We start from the raw sequence: 19,433 nt of genomic DNA, 5'->3' as shown, positions 1-19,433 counted from the left end.
CAAATTAGTCAGCATCTTGCCAGAGATAGAGGTATAAATTCAAGAGGTTGTTTTTAATTAGAACACAAAGATAAAGTATTAAAATTAAAAGAACGTTAAGCGAATGGTTTTTATTTTCTTATATCCATCCTTTAAGCATAAATGAGCTCTGCTCACGAAAGCCAACTTAGGCCTGAAACAAATAAGCAGGAAAATAGAAATTTATAAAAGACTAGTTAGGTCCTTTATAAACTACTAATTGCATAGAATCTGATTCTTGTAACATGGAGATGACCTGTTCAGCTTCCTGCACTGCTTTTGCTGTATTGCTCGTAAAAACCTTAGTATCCTTTTTTATTTTATCCAGTTCTTTTTGAGCTTCTGTCAACTTGTCTTCTAAAGGACCAGGAAGTGAATCTAACACTCTCATTCTGAATAAAAATTCTTCTACTCTCAACCGTTTTTCTCGACCTATTCGCCAATCGCCAAAAAATTGCTGTGCATTCAAACCAAGGTAAGATTCAAGAGGAGCAGAAATGACTTTTAATTCCGGCGTCTTAAATTGCATTCCTTCACTATTATTTTGGCTAGCCAAGATTAAATCTCTACATAAATTGGCTGCTACATCAGATTCTGATTTTTCCTTAGTTTCAGGTGGGGGTAGCATTGGTTTAAAAATCGCAGAACCGATCTGCAAACTCACATCAAGAAATTGGCGGGATGCCCAAAAGGTCATTTCAAGCAAACGAACCAGCAGTGTCGTTGAAGCAGTGGCAGTAATAATACTGATTTCTTGCAACGTTTGACCTATTTTTTTTAATTGATTGGACTCAGTACGCTCCAGATATTGCCCTCCTTTTAATAAGATAAAATACAGTGCGTAGATAGCAAATAACTCTTCTGCAAAAATAAAAGTTCCATAACTGGCAAATACCATTGGAATAAACCTAAGTAATACTCTGAGTCCTTTAGGTTTTAGTTGCCCAGTGTCATTAAAGAAACCACTGGATTGTTCTAATAAATCAATCAAACTGTCACAAAAACTCTGGCCAGAATAGGTAGTTGCCTTAGCCCGTAAACCTTCCAACCACTTTTTAAAATCTTCTTTGGTCTTGATATCTCCTAAACCTGTATCTTTAAATTTTTCAGGTGAAGTTAATTTTTCATAACATAATCCCAATATTTTAAAACAGGCTCCATTATTCTTGCCTAGAGATAAATTGTACTCTAGCCAAGTCACTTCCGGTAAAAATCCGGAAACATGATCTGGGTGAAAGCAGAGGGACAATCTTTTGTAGTTTTTAGCAATTTTTTCTTTCTCAGGCCCATCTATCAATAATTGCTGATTAATAAATCTTGTAAAATCTCTTTCCAATCTTAATAAAGTTGTATTATCCAATTGGGATTTATAACAATTATTAGTTGTATCCCAGTCGGCATACAATCTTACAAAGTTTTTTAATTCCTTTTCTATAGCCATAATTACTCCCTTAATAAGCTTGCCTATTTTTTATAGAGTCTAATTTACCTTATCCAGATAATGATTCCTTTTCAAATACTGAGTAAATAAACCAACCAACAACATACTAATATAAAATCCAGTCATCACATCACTTAAATAATGATGATATAAAATAACTCTGGTAGCGGCGACAAGCAATGCCAACCCAATAAATATGAAAAAATACCTGGGAAAAATATATCCTAATCCTGCAGCCAAAGCAGTGCTGGTAATAGAGTGGCCTGAAGGAAATGACCAATAGGCATCCTTTAATTGGAACCAATAAAACCCATAAGAATTATTATCAAACAATAAATCAGGCCGAGCTCGGCTAACACCTATTTTTAATACAAAAGTAAATAAATTAGGAATAAGAACACAGCCAAACAAATACCAAAATCTTACTTCACACCGTTCATTTTGCTGAATATAACGAAAATACAATGCGGCGATAAAAAATAATACAACATAAATTTTCCATTGGCCTAAAGCCGTTAAGTAATTTAGCACATGAAAATTTGTTCTAAGATTCAAACTATGAAAATAAACAGCCAATGTTCTATCTATAAAATAATACGATAGGACAGCGAGGATAATATAAGCAATTATTACCCAATATTTTTTCATTACATTAAAAGTTTTTTCAAATTGCGTCATCCAACAAACCCCTTAAAATCCTTGCGCTAGCTTGAATCATATAAGATGCTTTCGATTTAGCCAATACCAAATAGTTAAAGTACGTGCACAACCCCCCAAGCCCGAGGCAAAAAATGTTTTAATGAGGGAGTTTAGATAAACTAAACGACTGAATTAAAAACATTTTTTAACCAAGAGATTGGAGTTTTGTATATGTCCTGATTTATTAAACATGAAAAAAGTAATTCAATACGTATAAGTTTTGAACTTCTTTTACCAGGTTAAAATTGCTATCCATACTATTTATCCATCAAGCCTTGTTATTACTGAGTAGAATTCGTTAAAATCAGGAACAATTTTAAATACTGCAAAATTATTAATGCCAGAATTCACTTTAATCCAACAAATATGTATTTGGGCTTTACCAGTACTATTGGCAATTACCTTCCATGAATTAGCGCATGGTTATGTTGCTTATTATTGTGGTGATAATACGGCTAAAATGTTCGGAAGATTAACTGTAAATCCGATTAAACATATTGATCCAATTGGGACAATTCTGTTACCTCTGTTGATAGGTGCAATAACAAACTTTAATTTCGTAATTGGCTACGCAAAACCAGTTCCAGTGAATCAAAGCCAACTTCGAAAGCCACGCCGCGATATGATTTTAGTTACTCTTGCAGGTCCACTAGCTAATCTTTTAATGGCATTCCTATGGGCAGGATGTTTTAAAATAGCCACTGTTTTACACCCTGAAAGTTCAATGGCCGCCTTATTCCTACTTGTCACCGCTCGAGCTGGAATGATGATTAATTTGATTCTTGCTTTTTTAAACCTGGTTCCTATTCCACCACTCGACGGCAGCAAAGTCGTGATGAACTTATTGCCGGCAAGACAAGCGATTGCCTACGCAAGATTAGAACCATTTGGATTTTTAATACTGATTGTATTAATTTTTACTAATGTATTGGGATATGTCCTTACTCCTCTTATCTATGGTTCATTATATATTTTAAGCGCGATTTATAATTTATGAACATTCTTGCCGATGCATTATTGCCAGGATTAAACAGTGCTTTTCCTCCGCCATTTATCTTAACCTTATATCACAATCCTGATGAAGTTCCTGGTTTGCTTGACAATATGGATATTCTGCTATGTCGTTCAACACTAAAGATAAACCGTGCTTTATTAAAAGGGCATCAAATCAAATTTGTCGCAACAGCAACGAGTGGAACCGATCATATCGATTTTGATTTTCTAAAATCACAAAACATAACAATGATTGATGCCAAGGGATGTAATGCCATTTCTGTTGCAGACTATGTGGTTGCTTGTCTAGCCTATTTAGACCAGAGGCAACTTATCAAGAATAAAACTGCTGGAATTATTGGTTTAGGGCAAGTGGGCACCAAAGTTTATGAACGATTAAAAGCCGCTAATTTTCAATTATTTCTATATGATCCTCCTAAGGTAACCAGAGATGCTTCTTTCCAAAGTTGTTCTCTTGAAGATCTTTATGAATGTGATCTTTTATGTATCCATGCGGAATTACATAACAATTATCCTTATCCCAGTATTAATTTAATTAATCAGGATTTTCTTGAAAAATTAAAACCTGGTTGTATTATCATCAATGCCTCCAGGGGTGGTATTGTTAATGAAGAGGCCCTTTTGCAAATTGGTTCTTCTTTATTGTATTGCACTGATGTGTACAGCAATGAGCCCAATGTAGATAAACAGATTGTTTCAAAAGCAACACTTTGTACACCACATATTGCGGGACATAGTCTGGAAGCTAAATTCGCCGCAATAGCTATAGTAAGTCATAAATTGCATCAAATGATTGGACTCCCATCCCCTCAATTTGCAACTCCAGCGAAACCTCATAGATTAAATGAAAGCGAAGATTGGAGGGAGCTGGCTTTATCAATTTATAATCCAATCAATGAAACATTAGCGTTAAAACAAGCTGAGAACATCCCATCAACTTTCTTGAGCCTCCGCAAAAGTCATCATCATCGCCATGATTTTGCAACTTATTTTGATGCGGATTTAATAAAAAAACACCCCTTGTTGGGAAAATAGAAGAATACCAGTTTGTAACTATTCTGGAATTTTAATTATTTATTAAACGCCTAACTACTTCCTGATCGGAAAAAGCATGCTTTATATTCCCTATCTGCTGGTAGGATTCATGTCCTTTACCTGCAATTAATATAATATCATTACTATCCGCCTGACTTAAAGCGTAAGCAATTGCTTCTTCTCTATTCACCAGTTTAGAAACAAGAGTTGAGGAAGGAATACCATAAGCAATTTCATCTACAATAATTTCAGGATCTTCACTGCGTGGATTATCACTGGTAATTACAATATTATCGGCATACAAACTGGCTGCTTTCCCCATAATTGGTCGTTTGGTTTTATCTCTATCCCCACCACAACCAAATACTACCCATAAACGCCCTTTTTTCAGTTGATTTAATGTGATAAGTACATTTTCCAAAGCATCAGGAGTATGGGCATAATCAACAAGAACATAAGGAGAATAAGCAACAATTTCCATCCGACCCGGGGCTGCTTTTAATTCAGCCATAATTTGCACTACTTTTTCTGGCAAGTATCCGCTGGCCAGTAAACTACTATATACCGCCAAACTATTATAAATATTGAATTCCCCTAAAGCCTTAATCTTCAAGTGGTGTTGTCCCCAAGGAGATTGCACTTCGATTTCTGTTCCTGTGATATCCATATTCCATTTGACTGCCTTAACATCACAGCTCTGATGCATACCATAAGTGATTTTTTTCACATGAGCCTTTAATACACTGCTCATAAGATTTTGAAAATCATCATCTTGATTAATAATAGCCCATTGCAATTCTTCTCGTTCAAATAACTTGGATTTTGCGGCTCCATAAGCTTGCATAGTTCGATGATAATCCAAATGATCCAGAGTTAAATTGGTAAAGATAGCCTGGTCAAACTCTAGAGAATCAACTCTGTGCTGATTTAATGCGTGAGAAGACACTTCCATACAAATGTGTTTAATGCCATGTTCTTTATATTGATGCATCAGTCTCTGCAAGCATAGCGCATCTGGTGTGGTATTTTCCAAAGGCATTAAAGAATCAACCTCACCCTGCCCTATAGTACCTATATAAGCTGAACGTTGGCCAAGCAAATAATGGGCTTGTGCCAACTGATAAGCAATAGTCGTCTTACCATTGGTACCAGTTACCCCGGTTAGACCGAGTGACTCAGATGGATTATTAAAAAAGCGTTTGGCTAGTTCTCCTAATTTTTCTCCCAGATTGGGAATAGGGATACAGGGTATTACTGATGGCAAAATACAAGACGATGGGAAGTTATCTGGCTCATAAACCACAGCAATCGCTCCTGAGGCAACTGCTTTTTCTATGTATAACCGACCATCAGAGGCAGCTCCAGGATAGGCAATGAACAAATCATCCGCTTTTACCTGGCGACTGTCATTTTTTATATCACTAATAACACAGTCTACAAGATCTTGTTTTATCCATGGTTTTAATAATTGAGTTAATTTCACAGAGTTAGCTCCTATTATCTTTAACCAACTGGCTCATCAGTAGGTATATTGAATAATCGTAAAGCACCTGACATAACTTTTGAAAATAAGGGTGCTGCTACAGAAGCAGCATAATACCCTTTTCGTGTAGGTTCATGAATAATAACAACAACAACAAATTTTGGCTTGGAAACCGGTGCTATACCAATAAAACTAGAAGTGTATTTTCTATCTTTGTATCCATTTTTCCCAGCGACTCGTGCAGTTCCAGTTTTACCGGCTACTCTATAACCAGGAATCTTTGCACTTCTGCCGGTACCCTTACTCATAACCGCTTCCATCATTAATAATACTTGTTCAGCCGTTTTTGATTGCATGACCTGAATGCCAGAACTCGGAGTATCATTATGAATCAAAGTGATAGGTATCAATCGTCCTTTATTTGCAAAAATCAAATTGGCTTTAGCTAATTGTAATGCAGTAACAGACAAACCATAGCCAAACCCCAAGGTAGCCAAAACAAAAGGATTGGCATCCTTAGCTTTTACAATCCCTCCTTCACTTTCACCGGGATATGCTAATTCAGACCGCTGTCCAAAACCACATTTTTGCAGAAATCCTATTAATTGTTCTGCAGGGCTTGATAACACCATTTTAGTAACGCCTACATTACTTGAATGTTGCAAAATTCCAGTAACATCTAAAACACCATAATTATGGATATCCCTTACTGTCCGACTATGAACAGTCATCCACCCCGGGTTGGTATCGATAATAGTGTCTGGAGTAAATAAGCCGGTTTCTAAAGCACTGGCAATACTGAATGATTTAATGACAGATCCTGGTTCGAAAGTGTCCGTTAGTGCCCTGTTTCGATAAGTTTGTTTATCATAATGGCCTCGTGAATTAGGATTATAAGAGGGTACATTGGCTACAGCCAGAACCTCACCGTTCTCGGCATCGACTACAATGACTGAACCTGACTTAGCAGAAAACTCTTCAACCGTTTTACTTAATTCGCTATAGGCCAAATACTGTAATCGTCTATCAATACTTAAAGTTAATTCATGTCCTGGGCGCGGCTCCTTCAAAACACCTAAATCTTCAACCACTCTGCCGAGTCTATCTTTAATTACTCTCTTTTTGCCAACAATACCCATGAGCCAGTCTTGATATGCAAGCTCAATTCCTTCAATACCTTGATCGTCGACATTAGTAAACCCTATTAATGTGGAAATGCTGTCTGAATCTGGGTAATAGCGCTTAAATTCTTTTTGAAAATTAATACCCGGAATTTTTAAAGCTTCTATCTTCTTAGAGAGTGTAGGCGGTATTTGTCTCTGTAAATAGACGAATTCTCGATTTTCAGCATACACAATTTTTTTACTTAATTCCTTAGGAGTCAAATTCAGGTATTTAGCAAGTTGCATAAACTGTTCTTCGTCTGGGGAAAATTCTTTAGGGTGCACCCAGACTGATTCAACTGGTGTGCTCACAGCCAGTGGTGTGCCATTTCTATCTGTTATCATACCTCGATAAGCAGGAATATCGATCACACGAATGCTCCGTGCGTTGCCCTGGCCTTGTAAAAATTGCCTGTGCAGAACGGTAAGATCGACCATTCTCCAAATTAAAATGGCCAAAATTAGGGAGAAAAAAACAGCAACGGTTACTAATCTAGCATAATGGTGTGTTTTTTTCATAAATAACTACTCATAAATAGTATTTCTAAGTACTAAACAATAGAGTTGAATGAATATTCATTCGGATCTTTTCCAAACGACCTCTTAAGGAACAAAGAAAAATACTTAAAAATGCCTTTTAAACTTTAAAAACATTAAAAACTGTGGTTTGCCCTTGAATGTTCTTCATCAGGCTTTTCGTCATCTCTAACTCACGCCAGGAACATCCCAATGTTTAGTCTCAGGCAAAACTCTTTTAAAATACTCAGGATAACCTTTCCACAAAAAAATCTTGATGAACTTTCTCAGGGTTTGTCAGTGATCAATTAATACTTTAGCAAGCCCCAAAACTGAATGATGAACTAACCCTGGCTAATGAGTTAACAGTGTACATGAAGCTTTATAATTTTTCGAGGTGTCCATCTCCTAAATATAAATTCTCATACCTATCCTTCGCACTTCAATAAGATTTTCTATTGAGGATGCAATAAATAAGTATTTTTAGCCGTTGGCAAAGTCATTCCCAGTTTTTCTGTTGCCAACTCCTCAACTCGGGCTGGTGTAGCCAAACTTGCTTGTTCTAATAATAATTGTCCCCATTGAAGTTGCAAGAAATGGGTTTGTTGTTCTTCCTGTTGTACTTGACTAAGGGTTAATCGGTAAGAATTCGTGCTATAAATTACTGCAAAAGCACTCACTAATACGGCAGCTAACAATACAATTATCATATAGAGTGATTTTGACATTTGCATATCTGCCAATTGACCATTAAATAAATTACCTTGATTAATGACTTTCGCTGCAGCGTTCATGTTAATTTCTCCCCTATCCTAAGCACCGCACTTCGAGATCTAACATTTTCTTTTATTTCGTCACTCTGTGGCTTCACTGCTTTACCTACTTTCCTAAAATTGGTTTTGATTGCATCATGTTTGATTGGTACTTCAGCAGGTGGTCTATTTCCCTGCTCTTTATCTCTCATGAATTGCTTGACTATCCGATCTTCCAGAGAATGGAAACTAATAACTGCTAAACGCCCTTTAGGGCCTAACACATCCAAACATTGCTCTAAACAATTACTAAGGTCTGCTAATTCCTGGTTTACGTGTATACGAATCGCTTGAAATACTCGTGTTGCAGGATGTTTATGTTTTTCCCATTTAGGATTTGCTTCTTTAACAATTTCTGCTAACTGCAGAGTAGTTGTTATTGGTTTTGCCCTTCTAGCTTCAACAATTGCTTTTGCTATCCTGGCTGCGAACCGTTCTTCACCATAGGTTCTGAAGACATGTGCCAATTCATGGACTTCAGCTTCATTTACAAAATTGGCTGCGTTTATTGATTGAGATAAATCCATTCTCATATCAAGAGGGCCTTGCAACATAAAACTAAATCCTCTTTCAGGATTATCCAGTTGAGGCGAGGACACTCCAAGATCAAGTAAAATACCGTCAACAGCACCAAGTACCCCCGCTTGTGATGCAAATTCCTTGATGTTTGCGAATGAACCATGAAAAATTTGAAATCGTTTATCCAAACCAAAATGATCCTTCGCATATTGCACAGCATCGAGATCCTTATCTATTGCAAACAATCTTCCCTTATCACTTAAATGATTTAAAATTTCCCGACTATGACCACCACGGCCAAAAGTTCCATCAAAATAGGTACCTTCAGCCTTTATGGCCAGACCTTTTATTGATTCATGTAATAAAACAGATTGATGCTTTGCCATTTATTTTTCCGTTATAAAGAAAACGTTTTCATTTCCTCAGGTAGCCCATCCGCCCTAGATGCTTCTTCAGCCAACCATTGCTCACGTTTGGACTCCCATAATTCTTTATTCCAAACCTCAAATTTATTTCCTTGGCCTATCATCACGACATCTTTTTCTAACTTTGCATAATTTCTTAAGACTGTTGGTAAAAGCACTCGTCCATTAGCATCAACCTCTACATCAGTGGCATGGCCGATTAACAGACGCTGAATTCTTCGTGCTGCGGCATTGAAACTAGGTAGTTTTTGTAAATTGTCTTCAATAATTTGCCATTGTGCTGCAGTGTAAAGGAGCAAACAGGTTTCTTCGGTATCAATAGTTACCACCAAAGGAATTTTTTCCTCTGCTCCCAAAGCACTTCTGTAACGCGTCGGAATAGCTAAGCGTCCTTTAGTGTCTATGGTGATGGCATTAATCCCACGAAACATAGTTTTTCCTAAGTTAAGGAGAATTTATCTCCCACAATTCTCCACTTTTTTATTATTTTACCCCACTTTTCTACACTATAGGAACACATTTCTACATACGTCAAGCTGGAAAGGCACTTTTTTGGTAATTTTTCTATAAATGGAATGAGAAAACCCAGGATATGTCATTAATTTAATCTTATAGACAAATTAATAACCACAAAGGTACGATGCTTAGATTTTACCAAAGACACGAAAATTACTGGGAGTTTTAGAATTGAACTAAATAGAAGAAAGAGGAAGACTTACACTAGTACCTATTTTTATTAATATTTGTGCCTTGTCATTGTTTCTATTGTTTGACTTGCCTCTTGAACGCTTGTTGAAAACACTTTCAATAAGTTCATTCTGTGGGAGCTGTTGGAAAAATGATCATAGGGAATTCATTAAAGCAGCTAAACGTATGCCTTGGAGAACCAAATCTGGCACGAGATGATCATACAGCTCTTGTTTATCAAATAAAGAAGCAAATCCCCCTGTTGCTAAAATTAATGCTTTTTCACCATCAAAAACTTCACTATGTATTCTATGAATTATTTCTCTACACGCACCAAGGACACCATAGTAAACCCCGGATTGAATACTTTCTATAGTAGAACGCCCGACTGCATTTTCGATTTTGACAATTTCAACTGACGGTAGTTTCGCAGTATTTCTTGATAGAGCATCTGCCGACAATCTCACGCCAGGTAAAATGGCACCACCTAAATAAGCTTTCTTATGCGAAATAGCACAAAAAGTAGTCGCAGTTCCAAAATCGATCACAATAATGTTTTGATTAGGGTAACTATGAGTTGCAGCTATGGCATTAGCAATTCTGTCAGCTCCAACCTCAACTGGATTTCTATATTTAATATTCAATCCGGTTTTAACCCCTGCCTGTAATAAAAATGGTTCTGTTGAAAAATATTTCACACATGCTGACCGTAAGGAATAATCTAATTGAGGGACTACCGAACAAATAGCAATTTTTCTTATTGTTTCAGGAGAGCAATTATTTTCACGTAAAACGCTTTTAAGAAAAATACCTAACTCATCCGAAGTACTTACCATAGAAGTATGCCGAAACCTGAGTTTAATATCATCTCCATCAAACACTCCACCATAGATATGAGAGTTCCCTACATCAATACAAAGAATCATTATTCGGATCCGCTATAGAAAGAAAGGTATGTTAGTGATTTGCGATTATAGGTCTTAGCCATCATTTCGGCAATCCCGAAGCGCTATAGCGTTATATTAAGATTTCTCTTAGTCCTAACCTTTGTTATTGAATATCAGGCAATAAAAAAACCCCCGCTATAAGCAGGGGGAGTGGTGGAGAATCTTTGCTTATTTATTAATAAGGTTTAACGATTACCGAAGTCCCTACATCAATAAAGTTTTGATTCAACCATTTCGCAGCACTTGGTAAAACCCGGATACAACCATGGCTTGCGTTATAATTTGGAACCTCATAGGCAGCATGTATCGAATACCCGCCGTGAAAGTGCATGCAATAAGGCATTTTTGCCCCACCACCAGTTTCTATGGGGTAGATACTGGAAGTGCACTCCTCCCCTTTTTTGGAGTAAACTCTGAAGCTTCCTGTTACAGTACGACAAGGCCTGCCGACATCCTCACAAAAGTCCTTCCCTCCTGAGGCACTACCGGTTTTGATCCTATTACCTTGCGCATCATAAGCTGCCCATGCCGTTGCTTTAGGATCGAAAATAAATACTTTTTTTCCTGTGGCTTGTCTTTTATCAGGAAAATAACCGGAACCCTTTCTATCAGATTCCATGCTCATAGTGTAATGAGTATAACCGGCATCATCCACTATGGCTGTTGATCTATCCATGGATGCACAAGAGGCAGCCAAGACACAAACTGGAACTAACAGTAGTTGTTTTTTCACTTTCTATCTCCCTCTTTATCTTTTTTACTATATCGGGAGCATTTTGAATAAGTTTAGGCTTTTTTATAAAATTTTTTTACTATTTGTTCTTTTTATGATCTTCAAGATCTTTTAATAGGCTCTTTTGCCCTTGTTCCGGAACCATAAAAATAATGGCTAAAATTAGTTGATTATCGGTGCATTCAAAACATCCACCTCTAGTAGGCATAGCATTAAACCCCTCATCAGTGTGCTTAAAAAGAATGTCCAATCCTTGTTTCAATCTTGGATCCCATTCGCTTGCATTTCCAATTTTAGGAGCCCCTAAAGAAATCAATGGTTTTTGTGCATGACAATTCACGCAAAAATGATTATAAATTTTTTCTCCTTCATCTTTCGTGCCAACAATAGATTTTAGAAATTCTTGGGGATGATGACTGTCAGAGTACCCTGGAAATGTAAAAACAAATAAAATCAATAAATAAACAATCAAACAAGTTCTCATGATATACTCCTGAATATTGGCGCAATATTTGCATAGAAAACAACGCATTTCAAAAATAAAAAAATCAATATAAAGAAAGGGAGTTCATGTTGTGAAAAAGTGCATACTAAGCTTTTTCCTATTTTTTGCAAGCACGGGCTTGTTTTCAGAACCAAGCCAATCTCTTGAATTATTAAAAAATAAAGTAGAACAGTATGTCCTTAATGAATTATCCAATTATACTGAAGGTAAAATTCAAGTTACAGCAGACGCAATTGATCCTCGCCTAAGCCTAAAGATATGTGATGATAACAAACTGGAAGTATTCAACCCTTATCAAACTCCTGTGCTGAATACTAATACGATGGGCATCAAATGTTTAGAGGAAAATAATCACTGGACCTTATATATACCTATCAAAGTAACTGTATCAAAATCTGTATTAGTAGCAAAACGTGCTTTACCAAAAGGTACAAAAATTAATAACATGGACATCTATCAAACTGAACTCGATGTTCAAAAATTAAAACAAGGATATTTTACCAATAACAAAGAGATCATCGGACTTGTTTGTAAACATGATATCGCTCCAAATCACCCACTTACTCCTTACAATATCGAATTAGCAAAATTAGTTCATAAAGGTGAACAAGTATCTATAATCGCTTCTAATGATAATTTAACAATCAGCATGGATGGAATTGCAATGAATGAGGGCGCTATGGATGACACGATAAAAGTCAAAAATCTCTCTTCTAAACGAATTATTGAAGCTAGAGTAACTGGTAATAAAAAAGTTAAAGTTATTTTTTAACTCATGTTTTATAAGTACTATTTAACAAAAAAGGTTAAAAATAAACCAAAAATTACTAAAGAATTTGCAAAAGGAGCCGATAATCATGATAAATGCGATTGAGGATACTCTTATGGTTAACCAAATTAATGATTCGACTAACGTAAGACATGTGGATGCAGACAATCGCCTAAGTACTAAACAAAAAGAAGTTAGAAATCCCGTTGTTGAAAATAATAATCTCTCTGATAACGTCAATTTAAGTAGTACCTCTAAACAACTGGAAGCTCTAAAAGCCTCCCTTAAAGATTTATCAGAAATCAATGAAGCTCGTGTATTGTATTTTAAAGCTGAAATCGAATCAGGACAGTATCAAATTCATAGTGACAAGATCGCTCATAGCATGTTAAATAATGTAGAAATAGCTTAATTTTCAGGATGATGCAATGAATAACAACAATAAGGCTAAAACATTAGTAAGCCAATTAGAGCAAGAGATAAATTGGCTAGACTCGCTGAATGCTTTATTAGCCGAAGAAAAAATGATTCTTACAACTCGCCAGTTTAATCACCTCGCCGAACTGGCAGAGAAGAAACAAGAGCTATCCAGTCAATTAGAAGACAGTGCAAAACAACGTATGGAACTAATGAACGACTCCAATAACAGTGACAAACATAGTCAAGTATCATTATCTGATTTTCTCCAAAACTGCTCAACTGAAGATGGTATTCAAATCAATCGGTTGAACAGCATTCTTGTAGAGAAATTAAATTTATGTCGTGAACTAAATACTGTTAATGGACAAGTCATAGCTAATAACATGTATACCCGTCAACAAATTGTCAATGCCTTGTCAGGAAACGACTCGGATGCTGTGAGTGTTTATACCTCGAATGGAAATTTGGAAACTTCCTCTGAAAACAGCCATCATCAGGAAGCATAAGAAATATAGCGCCTTGGTGGTTTCGAAGGACTTTCTTCGGAAACTATCCAAAATATAAGCCTTTTAGAACTTATAAAATAGTAAGTGTTCGCGGGCATGTAAATTTCGTTATTGCGGGACTTGATGAAGCAAGCCAGAACAGGGATGTGATTTATGTCAATTTTGTTTAATATTTGGACAACCTGAGTTGCTCAAAATCACGAGACAGTCATTGCCGTCCCCTGCGTGTGCGCGGACTAAAGTTTTAGCATAAACAACTGAGATTTTATATCTTAATTTCTCAAAAATCGGGTTTGATTTGTTCGTCTTCTGTGTTGGTGTCGGTTCCCTCAGTTACTTCTGTCGGTTTAATTTTGCTTGGTTCAGCAATAGTTTTTTGTGAGTTTGTGTTTGTAAAAAAATGGTTATTATTAATGGATAACTCCTTTTTTTCTTTAACTGTATTCAATTTATCTTGCTCACGGATAAGCTCACGAATGGTTTTTAGGGATTTTAGGTTGCCTGCTGCATTATCCAACACTGTTTTGTCCAAATTATTTTTAATCTGAACCGCATCCAATCTACCTTGTTCAGGAATAAGCTCAAGAATGGCTTTAAATGATTCTAGGTTGTTTAGTACACTATACAACTCCGTATAACCATATTTATTTTCCACCTTAAAGGCATCCAATCTATCTTGTACAGGAATAAGCGCAAGAATGGCTTTAAGGGATTTTGGGTTGTCTATTGCGTTATGCAACACCGTTTCACCATATTTATTTTTAACCTTAACGGCATCCAATCTATCTTGTACAGGAATAAGCGCAAGAATGGCTTTAAGGGATTCTGGGTTGTCTATTGCGTTATGCAACACTGTTTCACCATGTTTATTTTTAACCTTAACTGCATCCAATCTACCTTGTTCAGGAATAAGCGCAAGAATAGCTTTAAGGAGTTCCGGGTTTCGTACAGCTTCATGCAACACTGTATTACCATAATCATCTTTAAGCTTAACCGCATCTAATCTATCTTGTTCAGGAATAAGCGCAAGAATAGCTTTAAGGAATTCCGGGTGGTTGTTTGCTACATAATGCAACACCGTATCACTATAATCACCTTTACCCCGAACGGCATCTAATCTCTGCTTCTCAGGTATGGATTCGAGTGCTTTGGTTATATACAAGGCATTGTTTGTAAGAGTTGCCCAACATAGAATATCTCCATTTGGGTTGAGTCCCTTGTAATAAGTAATGACGGCAGAGGCCAGTTCATCCACTTGTTCTGCAGTCAGCCATTTTTGTTTGATTAATTCGGTTACATCGGTTAACGCATGATCGGGTTCCGTGAGATTGATGTTTTTTAATAACTCCCCATATAAGGCGGGTGGAAAATTCATAATGAGACTGATGAATTCAAAGGAGTTCTTGGGTGCAATGCCTTGAATGGCTTTCTTAATGAGTCCTTCAGGCAATTTGCGGTAGCCTGTATCGTCTTGCAGGGTAGTAGTCCCGTGTTTGTATTTTTTTTCCAGTTGCTTCAGGCTTTCTTTAGTCATATGAGCGGGTTGATTGAATAGTGGTGTGTTTTGATTGGCTTCTACGACAGAGCGTAAATGCATAGCTGCTGTCTCAACACAAGTCCCTTTATTTATCTCATTATCGATGATGCTGCCTAAACTGCCATGATTGCCTTGAGCGTTTCTTAAATGGTCTTGTGTCTCGGAAGGCAGGCTTTTCATAAAAGAAAAAAACATTTTAATGGCTTCTTCAGCGGTTTCGCTCGCATATTCACTGCCTGTCATCCTCTCCCCGCCCAAGGTCAATCCTTTGATTAACCGCTCCAGGGCTTCCTTAGGGGTTGTCCCTTGATTCTTAAAAAGAGCGATATCGTCTTTCAAGGTTCTTAGCGCATGATTATGTTCATACAAGGCATCACAAAGCTCGGGATAGTCTTTCTTTAAGTATTCATATAATTTGACGTGACTGCGTAACGGGAGATTTTCTATATTCCGAACATCAAAAATCATCTCCCCGCTTATCACATAATGGGACAAATCCGATAGAAGTGGCTCTTTTTTTAATTTCGATGTGCTTTCCCTTGAATCCAAAACCGGCTCTATGCCTTCCAGTTTCGCTTTTTTTAATGGAACCGAAATGTCTTGTGAAAGCGTCACTTGAAGTTGTTTTTTTACATGCGGCGCTATGATAGCCAGCATGTCGGACATGGTTTGGGGTTTAAAAACAAGCTCTGCTATTTCCCAATACAGTTGATTGGTTGCAGTAGACGATATTTGGCTAAAGCCAATAGCATCAACTGTACCCTTTTCTCTTTGGGCACATCGTTCTTTAAACCCAACTTCGAATGTGTCCGGGTTTTCAAGAAGCTCGGATAAATACGCTATCTCGTTCTCTAACTCCAATTGCAGCACACGCTGCTTCACACTGGCATAATCATGGGGTTCTGAAGACTGAATATGTACTAATTGCCTCTTTTCTTCTAATAATTTTTTAATGACATCAGTATTGGGAAAAGACATTTTGAGTCCCAGTTAGAATAATAAAAAAGCGATTATATATTGCGATTAATAATAACAAACAGATTGGCATTAAATTAAACTACAGATTACCTCAAAATACGTCTAATATAACTGAACGGTCGGATTTGAGTGCAGGTTGTGAGAAAGCCTTTTTGAAAAAAGCGGAGCGTACAAGATAGTACATGAGCATTTTTTCAAAAAGGCTTTCTCGCAAGATGCGCCAAATACGGCCGTTCAGCGCATACGAAGGGCAGCATCCAGACGAATAACCTCCCCATTAATCATCCCATTTTCAATGATATGTCCTACTAATGAAGCAAATTCTTCTGGCCTGCCTAGACGTTTTGGGAAAGTTACTGTTGCTGCTAAATTATCTTGAACTTCTTGAGGCATATTTAAAAGTAATGGAGTTGCAATTAGCCCTGGTGCTATTGTATTTACTCTTATTGCAAATTGAGCTAATTCACGCGCTGCTGGTAAAGTCATTGACACGATTCCTCCTTTTGAGGCGCTATAAGCTGCCTGACCTATTTGCCCTTCAAATGCTGCGACCGAGGCGGTATTTATTATGACTCCACGTTCCTGTGATTTATTTTCCAGATCTAATGTTGACATGGCATGTGCTACTATTCGCATGACATTGAATGTGCCAATTAAATTCACATCGATAACTTGTTTGAATGTTTCCAGAGGCATTGGTCCTTCTTTTCCTACTATGCGTTTGGCTGGAGCAATTCCCGCGCAATTGACACAAACCCTTGGCACACCTATTTGAGAAACAGTTTGTTGCATTGCTTTTTCTACAGACTCGTCGCTAGTGACATCACAGGTAATAAATAACTCAGCATCACTTGATGAGTCAGATTGTTTATCCCAGACCACCACTTTCATGCCATGTTGTTGCAAATATTGCACACAAGCTTTACCCATTCCTGAAGCGCCGCCAGTTACTAACGCGATCTGATTATCAAAATTCATTTTTTCTCCAAAATTTTTAGTGTTGCAATATCCAGTTCTTGTATCGCAGGTAAAATATATGGGCTGTTTATTGTAAAAATTCTTTACTAATCGTTTTAAATTCTGGTGTAGCTGCTTGCCTCAACCATTCGAATAACACCATTTCAGCAGTTATCAAATGGATCCCATCCTGTTTCATCCGTTTTAAACCATATTTTAAATCGAGCTCTGATCGGCTACTAACGGCGTCTACTACTACGTAGACATCAAATCCTTGGTCTTTCATTTCCAAAGCAGTCTGAAGCACACAAACATGCGCCTCAATCCCAATGATAATCAGTTGTTTTCTATTATATTTTTTTAGAAGATTAATGTATTTTGGCTCTTGCATGCATGAAAAATGTACTTTTTCAATGAGCTCTTCTTTATTAATGTACAAGCTTAAAGGAGGTATTGTTGACCCTAATCCTTTAGGATACTGCTCACTAGCTAAAACCGGGACGTTCAGTCTTTCTGCTAATTTTAGCAACCATTCACACCGCTCAACAAAGGCATCAAGATTTAATATTGCTGGAGTTAATTTTTCTTGTATATCAACTAAAACTAAGATGGAGTCAGTTCTATTAAGTAACATCCTTATAACCTCATTATTTTTATCATTCTATATCATATAGCATTAAGATTATAAACTAAATGGAGTATTCCAATTTACACTGACTTATAACAGTATCAAGCCCGGATTAGACGAAGTCATAATCCGGGAAAGTGAAGAGAATTAAAGCGCTGCAATATCAATTGTTTTCATTTTAACATCCATTTTCTTATGACCTCTTTGTATCGAAAGAGTAATTTGCTCTCCGACTTTAATCTCTGTGAGTAAATTATATAAAGCATCATAATTTGGCACTGGATGCGCATTAACTGCCACAATAACATCTCCCAATACAATGCGACCCCATTGATCTCTGTGAGTACCACGTAATTTCAATTTGTCCGCCGGTGTGCCAGGTACTACATCCGCTATTAAAATCCCTTTTTTAATTCCCAATTTTTCAGCAAGACGTGGTTCAACTCGCTGAATTCCTATGCCTGATAAAACTACTCGACCATGATTAATAATTTGAGATGCAATTTTCTGAATATCTTCTGCTGGAACAGCAAAGCCAATACCGGCAGACGAGCCTGATCGAGAGTAAATCATAGTGTTCATACCAATTAATTGGCCTGCACTGTTTAATAAGGGACCTCCTGAATTACCAGGATTAATTGGAGTATCAGTTTGGATCATTTCATGAATCGTGACCCCTCCAATACCAGGTACTTTTCTACCCAAAGCAGAGATAACTCCTTTGGATAAACTATGATCTAAACCAAAAGGATTGCCTATTGCGATCGCTTTTTGACCAACGATGAGATCATTAAGACGGACTATTTCAAATGGTTGAAATGACTTCAGGTAATCCAAAGCTTTAGGTGACTTAATTTCAAGTACAGCAATATCTTTACGAGGTTCTGATCCAATCACCTTGGCAGGCACAGTTATGTTTCCCAAGGTTATTGCCAACTCATCAGCACCCTTAATCACATGGAAATTGGTTACAACATGTCCTTTATTATCCCAAATAATACCTGAACCAGCGCCATCCGGGATATGCGTCTTTTGTAAAGCATAACGACGGTGCACAGTAGCATTTGCTAATCGATGAACATAAACGACTTTGGATGAGGCTTTTTGAAATACTTCTACTGTATTCCTTTCATCAGGAAGAAGTACATCCATATTTAAACTAAAAACAGGTCTTGCCAGGATAAAACATAAAATAAAAAGGGTAAATAATAAACTACGTTGTTGCTTCATCATCTCCGTTTAACTCCATACCTGCACGATTTGCAAATCTCTTGCGAAAAGCTTGTCGTGCTAACAATTTGTCGATTACTGATTGAGGAAAATCGGTAATAGTAATGATATTTTTATCTATCAAAATCTCAATTAAATCTTCAAGCACACGAATCAATTGCAAATCGGATTGTAGAAACTTTAATTTTTCTTCACTTTCGCAACGCAACAAAAATTCTACAAATTCAGCATCATTAATGTCAATTTGTTCCGTTACGCCTGAAGTCTTTTGACTGTATACAGCACAAATTTGACCATCCTTATCACGTTTTATGTAGACCACTGGGGTTAATTCCTTCTTTTAGCCAATGCTAAACCTGGAAAAACAGTCGCAAACTACCAGATCCGCTTTTTCCAGGTTCAAGTCTTGTG

20 protein-coding genes are annotated in these 19,433 nt (G+C 36.9%); 5 read left to right on the top strand and 15 right to left on the bottom strand.

Going from position 1 to position 19,433, the window contains the following annotated elements; translation table 11 throughout:
- Nucleotides 1–211 precede the first annotated feature (211 nt).
- The gene (locus ACZ5EK_RS04860) at nucleotides 212–1,459 is read right to left on the bottom strand and encodes a J domain-containing protein (protein ID WP_464431691.1); all 1,248 of its coding nucleotides are present in this window, start codon (nucleotides 1,457–1,459) and stop codon (nucleotides 212–214) included.
- A gap of 39 nt (nucleotides 1,460–1,498) precedes the next feature.
- The gene (locus ACZ5EK_RS04855; protein ID WP_464431690.1) at nucleotides 1,499–2,137 is read right to left on the bottom strand and encodes a phosphatase PAP2 family protein; all 639 of its coding nucleotides are present in this window, start codon (nucleotides 2,135–2,137) and stop codon (nucleotides 1,499–1,501) included.
- Between the two features lie 358 nt (nucleotides 2,138–2,495).
- Between ACZ5EK_RS04855 and ACZ5EK_RS04850 the strand changes: the two genes are divergently transcribed.
- Nucleotides 2,496–3,155 (top strand): site-2 protease family protein, encoded by a 660-nt coding sequence (locus tag ACZ5EK_RS04850; RefSeq protein WP_464431689.1) that lies wholly within the window; start codon nucleotides 2,496–2,498, stop codon nucleotides 3,153–3,155.
- On the top strand, nucleotides 3,152–4,207 hold the full coding sequence (locus ACZ5EK_RS04845) for a 4-phosphoerythronate dehydrogenase (RefSeq protein ID WP_464431688.1): 1,056 nt from the start codon (nucleotides 3,152–3,154) through the stop codon (nucleotides 4,205–4,207). The genes ACZ5EK_RS04850 and ACZ5EK_RS04845 overlap by 4 nt, the downstream gene beginning before the upstream one ends.
- A gap of 31 nt (nucleotides 4,208–4,238) precedes the next feature.
- On the opposite strand, the gene ACZ5EK_RS04840 is transcribed toward ACZ5EK_RS04845, so the two are convergent.
- The 8 genes from ACZ5EK_RS04840 to ACZ5EK_RS04805 all read right to left on the bottom strand — a co-directional run bounded on the left by ACZ5EK_RS04840 (nucleotide 4,239) and on the right by ACZ5EK_RS04805 (nucleotide 11,976).
- A complete protein-coding gene (locus ACZ5EK_RS04840; RefSeq protein ID WP_464431687.1) occupies nucleotides 4,239–5,690 on the bottom strand; it encodes a UDP-N-acetylmuramoyl-L-alanyl-D-glutamate--2,6-diaminopimelate ligase in 1,452 nt (483 codons plus the stop codon).
- A 20-nt stretch (nucleotides 5,691–5,710) separates the two neighbouring features.
- A complete protein-coding gene (locus ACZ5EK_RS04835; protein ID WP_464431685.1) occupies nucleotides 5,711–7,372 on the bottom strand; it encodes a peptidoglycan D,D-transpeptidase FtsI family protein in 1,662 nt (553 codons plus the stop codon).
- Nucleotides 7,373–7,824: 452 nt separating this feature from the next.
- Nucleotides 7,825–8,163 (bottom strand): cell division protein FtsL, encoded by a 339-nt coding sequence (ftsL, locus tag ACZ5EK_RS04830; protein ID WP_464426881.1) that lies wholly within the window; start codon nucleotides 8,161–8,163, stop codon nucleotides 7,825–7,827.
- Nucleotides 8,160–9,086, bottom strand: coding sequence for a 16S rRNA (cytosine(1402)-N(4))-methyltransferase RsmH (gene rsmH / locus ACZ5EK_RS04825; protein WP_464431684.1), 927 nt, complete (start codon nucleotides 9,084–9,086; stop codon nucleotides 8,160–8,162). Before rsmH ends, ftsL begins: the two co-directional genes overlap by 4 nt.
- A gap of 11 nt (nucleotides 9,087–9,097) precedes the next feature.
- Nucleotides 9,098–9,556, bottom strand: coding sequence for a division/cell wall cluster transcriptional repressor MraZ (gene mraZ, locus ACZ5EK_RS04820; RefSeq protein ID WP_464426879.1), 459 nt, complete (start codon nucleotides 9,554–9,556; stop codon nucleotides 9,098–9,100).
- Between the two features lie 411 nt (nucleotides 9,557–9,967).
- Nucleotides 9,968–10,738 carry a type III pantothenate kinase gene (locus tag ACZ5EK_RS04815; RefSeq protein WP_464431682.1) on the bottom strand — a complete coding sequence of 257 codons (771 nt, stop codon included), beginning with the start codon at nucleotides 10,736–10,738 and terminating at the stop codon, nucleotides 9,968–9,970.
- Nucleotides 10,739–10,934: 196 nt separating this feature from the next.
- Nucleotides 10,935–11,492, bottom strand: coding sequence for a L,D-transpeptidase (locus tag ACZ5EK_RS04810; RefSeq protein WP_464431681.1), 558 nt, complete (start codon nucleotides 11,490–11,492; stop codon nucleotides 10,935–10,937).
- Nucleotides 11,493–11,571: 79 nt separating this feature from the next.
- On the bottom strand, nucleotides 11,572–11,976 hold the full coding sequence (locus ACZ5EK_RS04805) for a c-type cytochrome (protein WP_464431679.1): 405 nt from the start codon (nucleotides 11,974–11,976) through the stop codon (nucleotides 11,572–11,574).
- A gap of 91 nt (nucleotides 11,977–12,067) precedes the next feature.
- Here ACZ5EK_RS04805 and flgA point away from each other — a divergent pair, with 91 nt between their 5' ends.
- From flgA to ACZ5EK_RS04790, 3 genes are all read left to right on the top strand, one after another.
- Nucleotides 12,068–12,769 carry a flagellar basal body P-ring formation chaperone FlgA gene (flgA, locus tag ACZ5EK_RS04800; protein WP_464431678.1) on the top strand — a complete coding sequence of 234 codons (702 nt, stop codon included), beginning with the start codon at nucleotides 12,068–12,070 and terminating at the stop codon, nucleotides 12,767–12,769.
- 85 nt (nucleotides 12,770–12,854) lie between these two features.
- Nucleotides 12,855–13,178, top strand: coding sequence for a flagellar biosynthesis anti-sigma factor FlgM (gene flgM / locus ACZ5EK_RS04795; RefSeq protein ID WP_464431676.1), 324 nt, complete (start codon nucleotides 12,855–12,857; stop codon nucleotides 13,176–13,178).
- A 16-nt stretch (nucleotides 13,179–13,194) separates the two neighbouring features.
- The gene (locus ACZ5EK_RS04790) at nucleotides 13,195–13,692 is read left to right on the top strand and encodes a flagella synthesis protein FlgN (RefSeq protein ID WP_464431675.1); all 498 of its coding nucleotides are present in this window, start codon (nucleotides 13,195–13,197) and stop codon (nucleotides 13,690–13,692) included.
- Between the two features lie 280 nt (nucleotides 13,693–13,972).
- Here the strand turns inward: ACZ5EK_RS04790 and ACZ5EK_RS04785 are convergent, their stop codons facing one another.
- The 5 genes from ACZ5EK_RS04785 to ACZ5EK_RS04765 all read right to left on the bottom strand — a co-directional run bounded on the left by ACZ5EK_RS04785 (nucleotide 13,973) and on the right by ACZ5EK_RS04765 (nucleotide 19,344).
- The gene (locus ACZ5EK_RS04785; protein WP_464431674.1) at nucleotides 13,973–16,207 is read right to left on the bottom strand and encodes a hypothetical protein; all 2,235 of its coding nucleotides are present in this window, start codon (nucleotides 16,205–16,207) and stop codon (nucleotides 13,973–13,975) included.
- 234 nt (nucleotides 16,208–16,441) lie between these two features.
- Nucleotides 16,442–17,185 carry an SDR family NAD(P)-dependent oxidoreductase gene (locus ACZ5EK_RS04780; protein WP_464431673.1) on the bottom strand — a complete coding sequence of 248 codons (744 nt, stop codon included), beginning with the start codon at nucleotides 17,183–17,185 and terminating at the stop codon, nucleotides 16,442–16,444.
- A gap of 67 nt (nucleotides 17,186–17,252) precedes the next feature.
- Nucleotides 17,253–17,798, bottom strand: coding sequence for a hydrolase (locus ACZ5EK_RS04775; protein ID WP_464431672.1), 546 nt, complete (start codon nucleotides 17,796–17,798; stop codon nucleotides 17,253–17,255).
- A 141-nt stretch (nucleotides 17,799–17,939) separates the two neighbouring features.
- Complete coding sequence (locus ACZ5EK_RS04770; protein WP_464432458.1) at nucleotides 17,940–19,022, bottom strand: S1C family serine protease; 1,083 nt, start codon at nucleotides 19,020–19,022, stop codon at nucleotides 17,940–17,942.
- Complete coding sequence (locus tag ACZ5EK_RS04765; protein WP_464431670.1) at nucleotides 19,006–19,344, bottom strand: hypothetical protein; 339 nt, start codon at nucleotides 19,342–19,344, stop codon at nucleotides 19,006–19,008. Before ACZ5EK_RS04765 ends, ACZ5EK_RS04770 begins: the two co-directional genes overlap by 17 nt.
- Nucleotides 19,345–19,433 lie beyond the last annotated feature (89 nt).

This window comes from Legionella sp. JM-2024 (assembly GCF_055389095.1).
Note: the sequence above shows the minus strand (reverse complement) of the source record. Positions and strands in the feature narration are given on the sequence as shown.

Bases quoted from the DNA above. Each gene is read 5' to 3' on its own strand.
- ACZ5EK_RS04860 (WP_464431691.1), bottom strand. From the start codon at position 1,459: ATGGCTATAGAAAAGGAATTAAAAAACTTTGTAAGATTGTATGCCGAC.
- ACZ5EK_RS04855 (WP_464431690.1), bottom strand. From the start codon at position 2,137: ATGACGCAATTTGAAAAAACTTTTAATGTAATGAAAAAATATTGGGTA.
- ACZ5EK_RS04850 (WP_464431689.1), top strand. From the start codon at position 2,496: ATGCCAGAATTCACTTTAATCCAACAAATATGTATTTGGGCTTTACCA.
- ACZ5EK_RS04845 (WP_464431688.1), top strand. From the start codon at position 3,152: ATGAACATTCTTGCCGATGCATTATTGCCAGGATTAAACAGTGCTTTT.
- ACZ5EK_RS04835 (WP_464431685.1), bottom strand. From the start codon at position 7,372: ATGAAAAAAACACACCATTATGCTAGATTAGTAACCGTTGCTGTTTTT.
- ftsL (WP_464426881.1), bottom strand. From the start codon at position 8,163: ATGAACGCTGCAGCGAAAGTCATTAATCAAGGTAATTTATTTAATGGT.
- rsmH (WP_464431684.1), bottom strand. From the start codon at position 9,086: ATGGCAAAGCATCAATCTGTTTTATTACATGAATCAATAAAAGGTCTG.
- mraZ (WP_464426879.1), bottom strand. From the start codon at position 9,556: ATGTTTCGTGGGATTAATGCCATCACCATAGACACTAAAGGACGCTTA.
- ACZ5EK_RS04815 (WP_464431682.1), bottom strand. From the start codon at position 10,738: ATGATTCTTTGTATTGATGTAGGGAACTCTCATATCTATGGTGGAGTG.
- ACZ5EK_RS04805 (WP_464431679.1), bottom strand. From the start codon at position 11,976: ATGAGAACTTGTTTGATTGTTTATTTATTGATTTTATTTGTTTTTACA.
- flgM (WP_464431676.1), top strand. From the start codon at position 12,855: ATGATAAATGCGATTGAGGATACTCTTATGGTTAACCAAATTAATGAT.
- ACZ5EK_RS04790 (WP_464431675.1), top strand. From the start codon at position 13,195: ATGAATAACAACAATAAGGCTAAAACATTAGTAAGCCAATTAGAGCAA.
- ACZ5EK_RS04785 (WP_464431674.1), bottom strand. From the start codon at position 16,207: ATGTCTTTTCCCAATACTGATGTCATTAAAAAATTATTAGAAGAAAAG.
- ACZ5EK_RS04780 (WP_464431673.1), bottom strand. From the start codon at position 17,185: ATGAATTTTGATAATCAGATCGCGTTAGTAACTGGCGGCGCTTCAGGA.
- ACZ5EK_RS04775 (WP_464431672.1), bottom strand. From the start codon at position 17,798: ATGTTACTTAATAGAACTGACTCCATCTTAGTTTTAGTTGATATACAA.
- ACZ5EK_RS04770 (WP_464432458.1), bottom strand. From the start codon at position 19,022: ATGAAGCAACAACGTAGTTTATTATTTACCCTTTTTATTTTATGTTTT.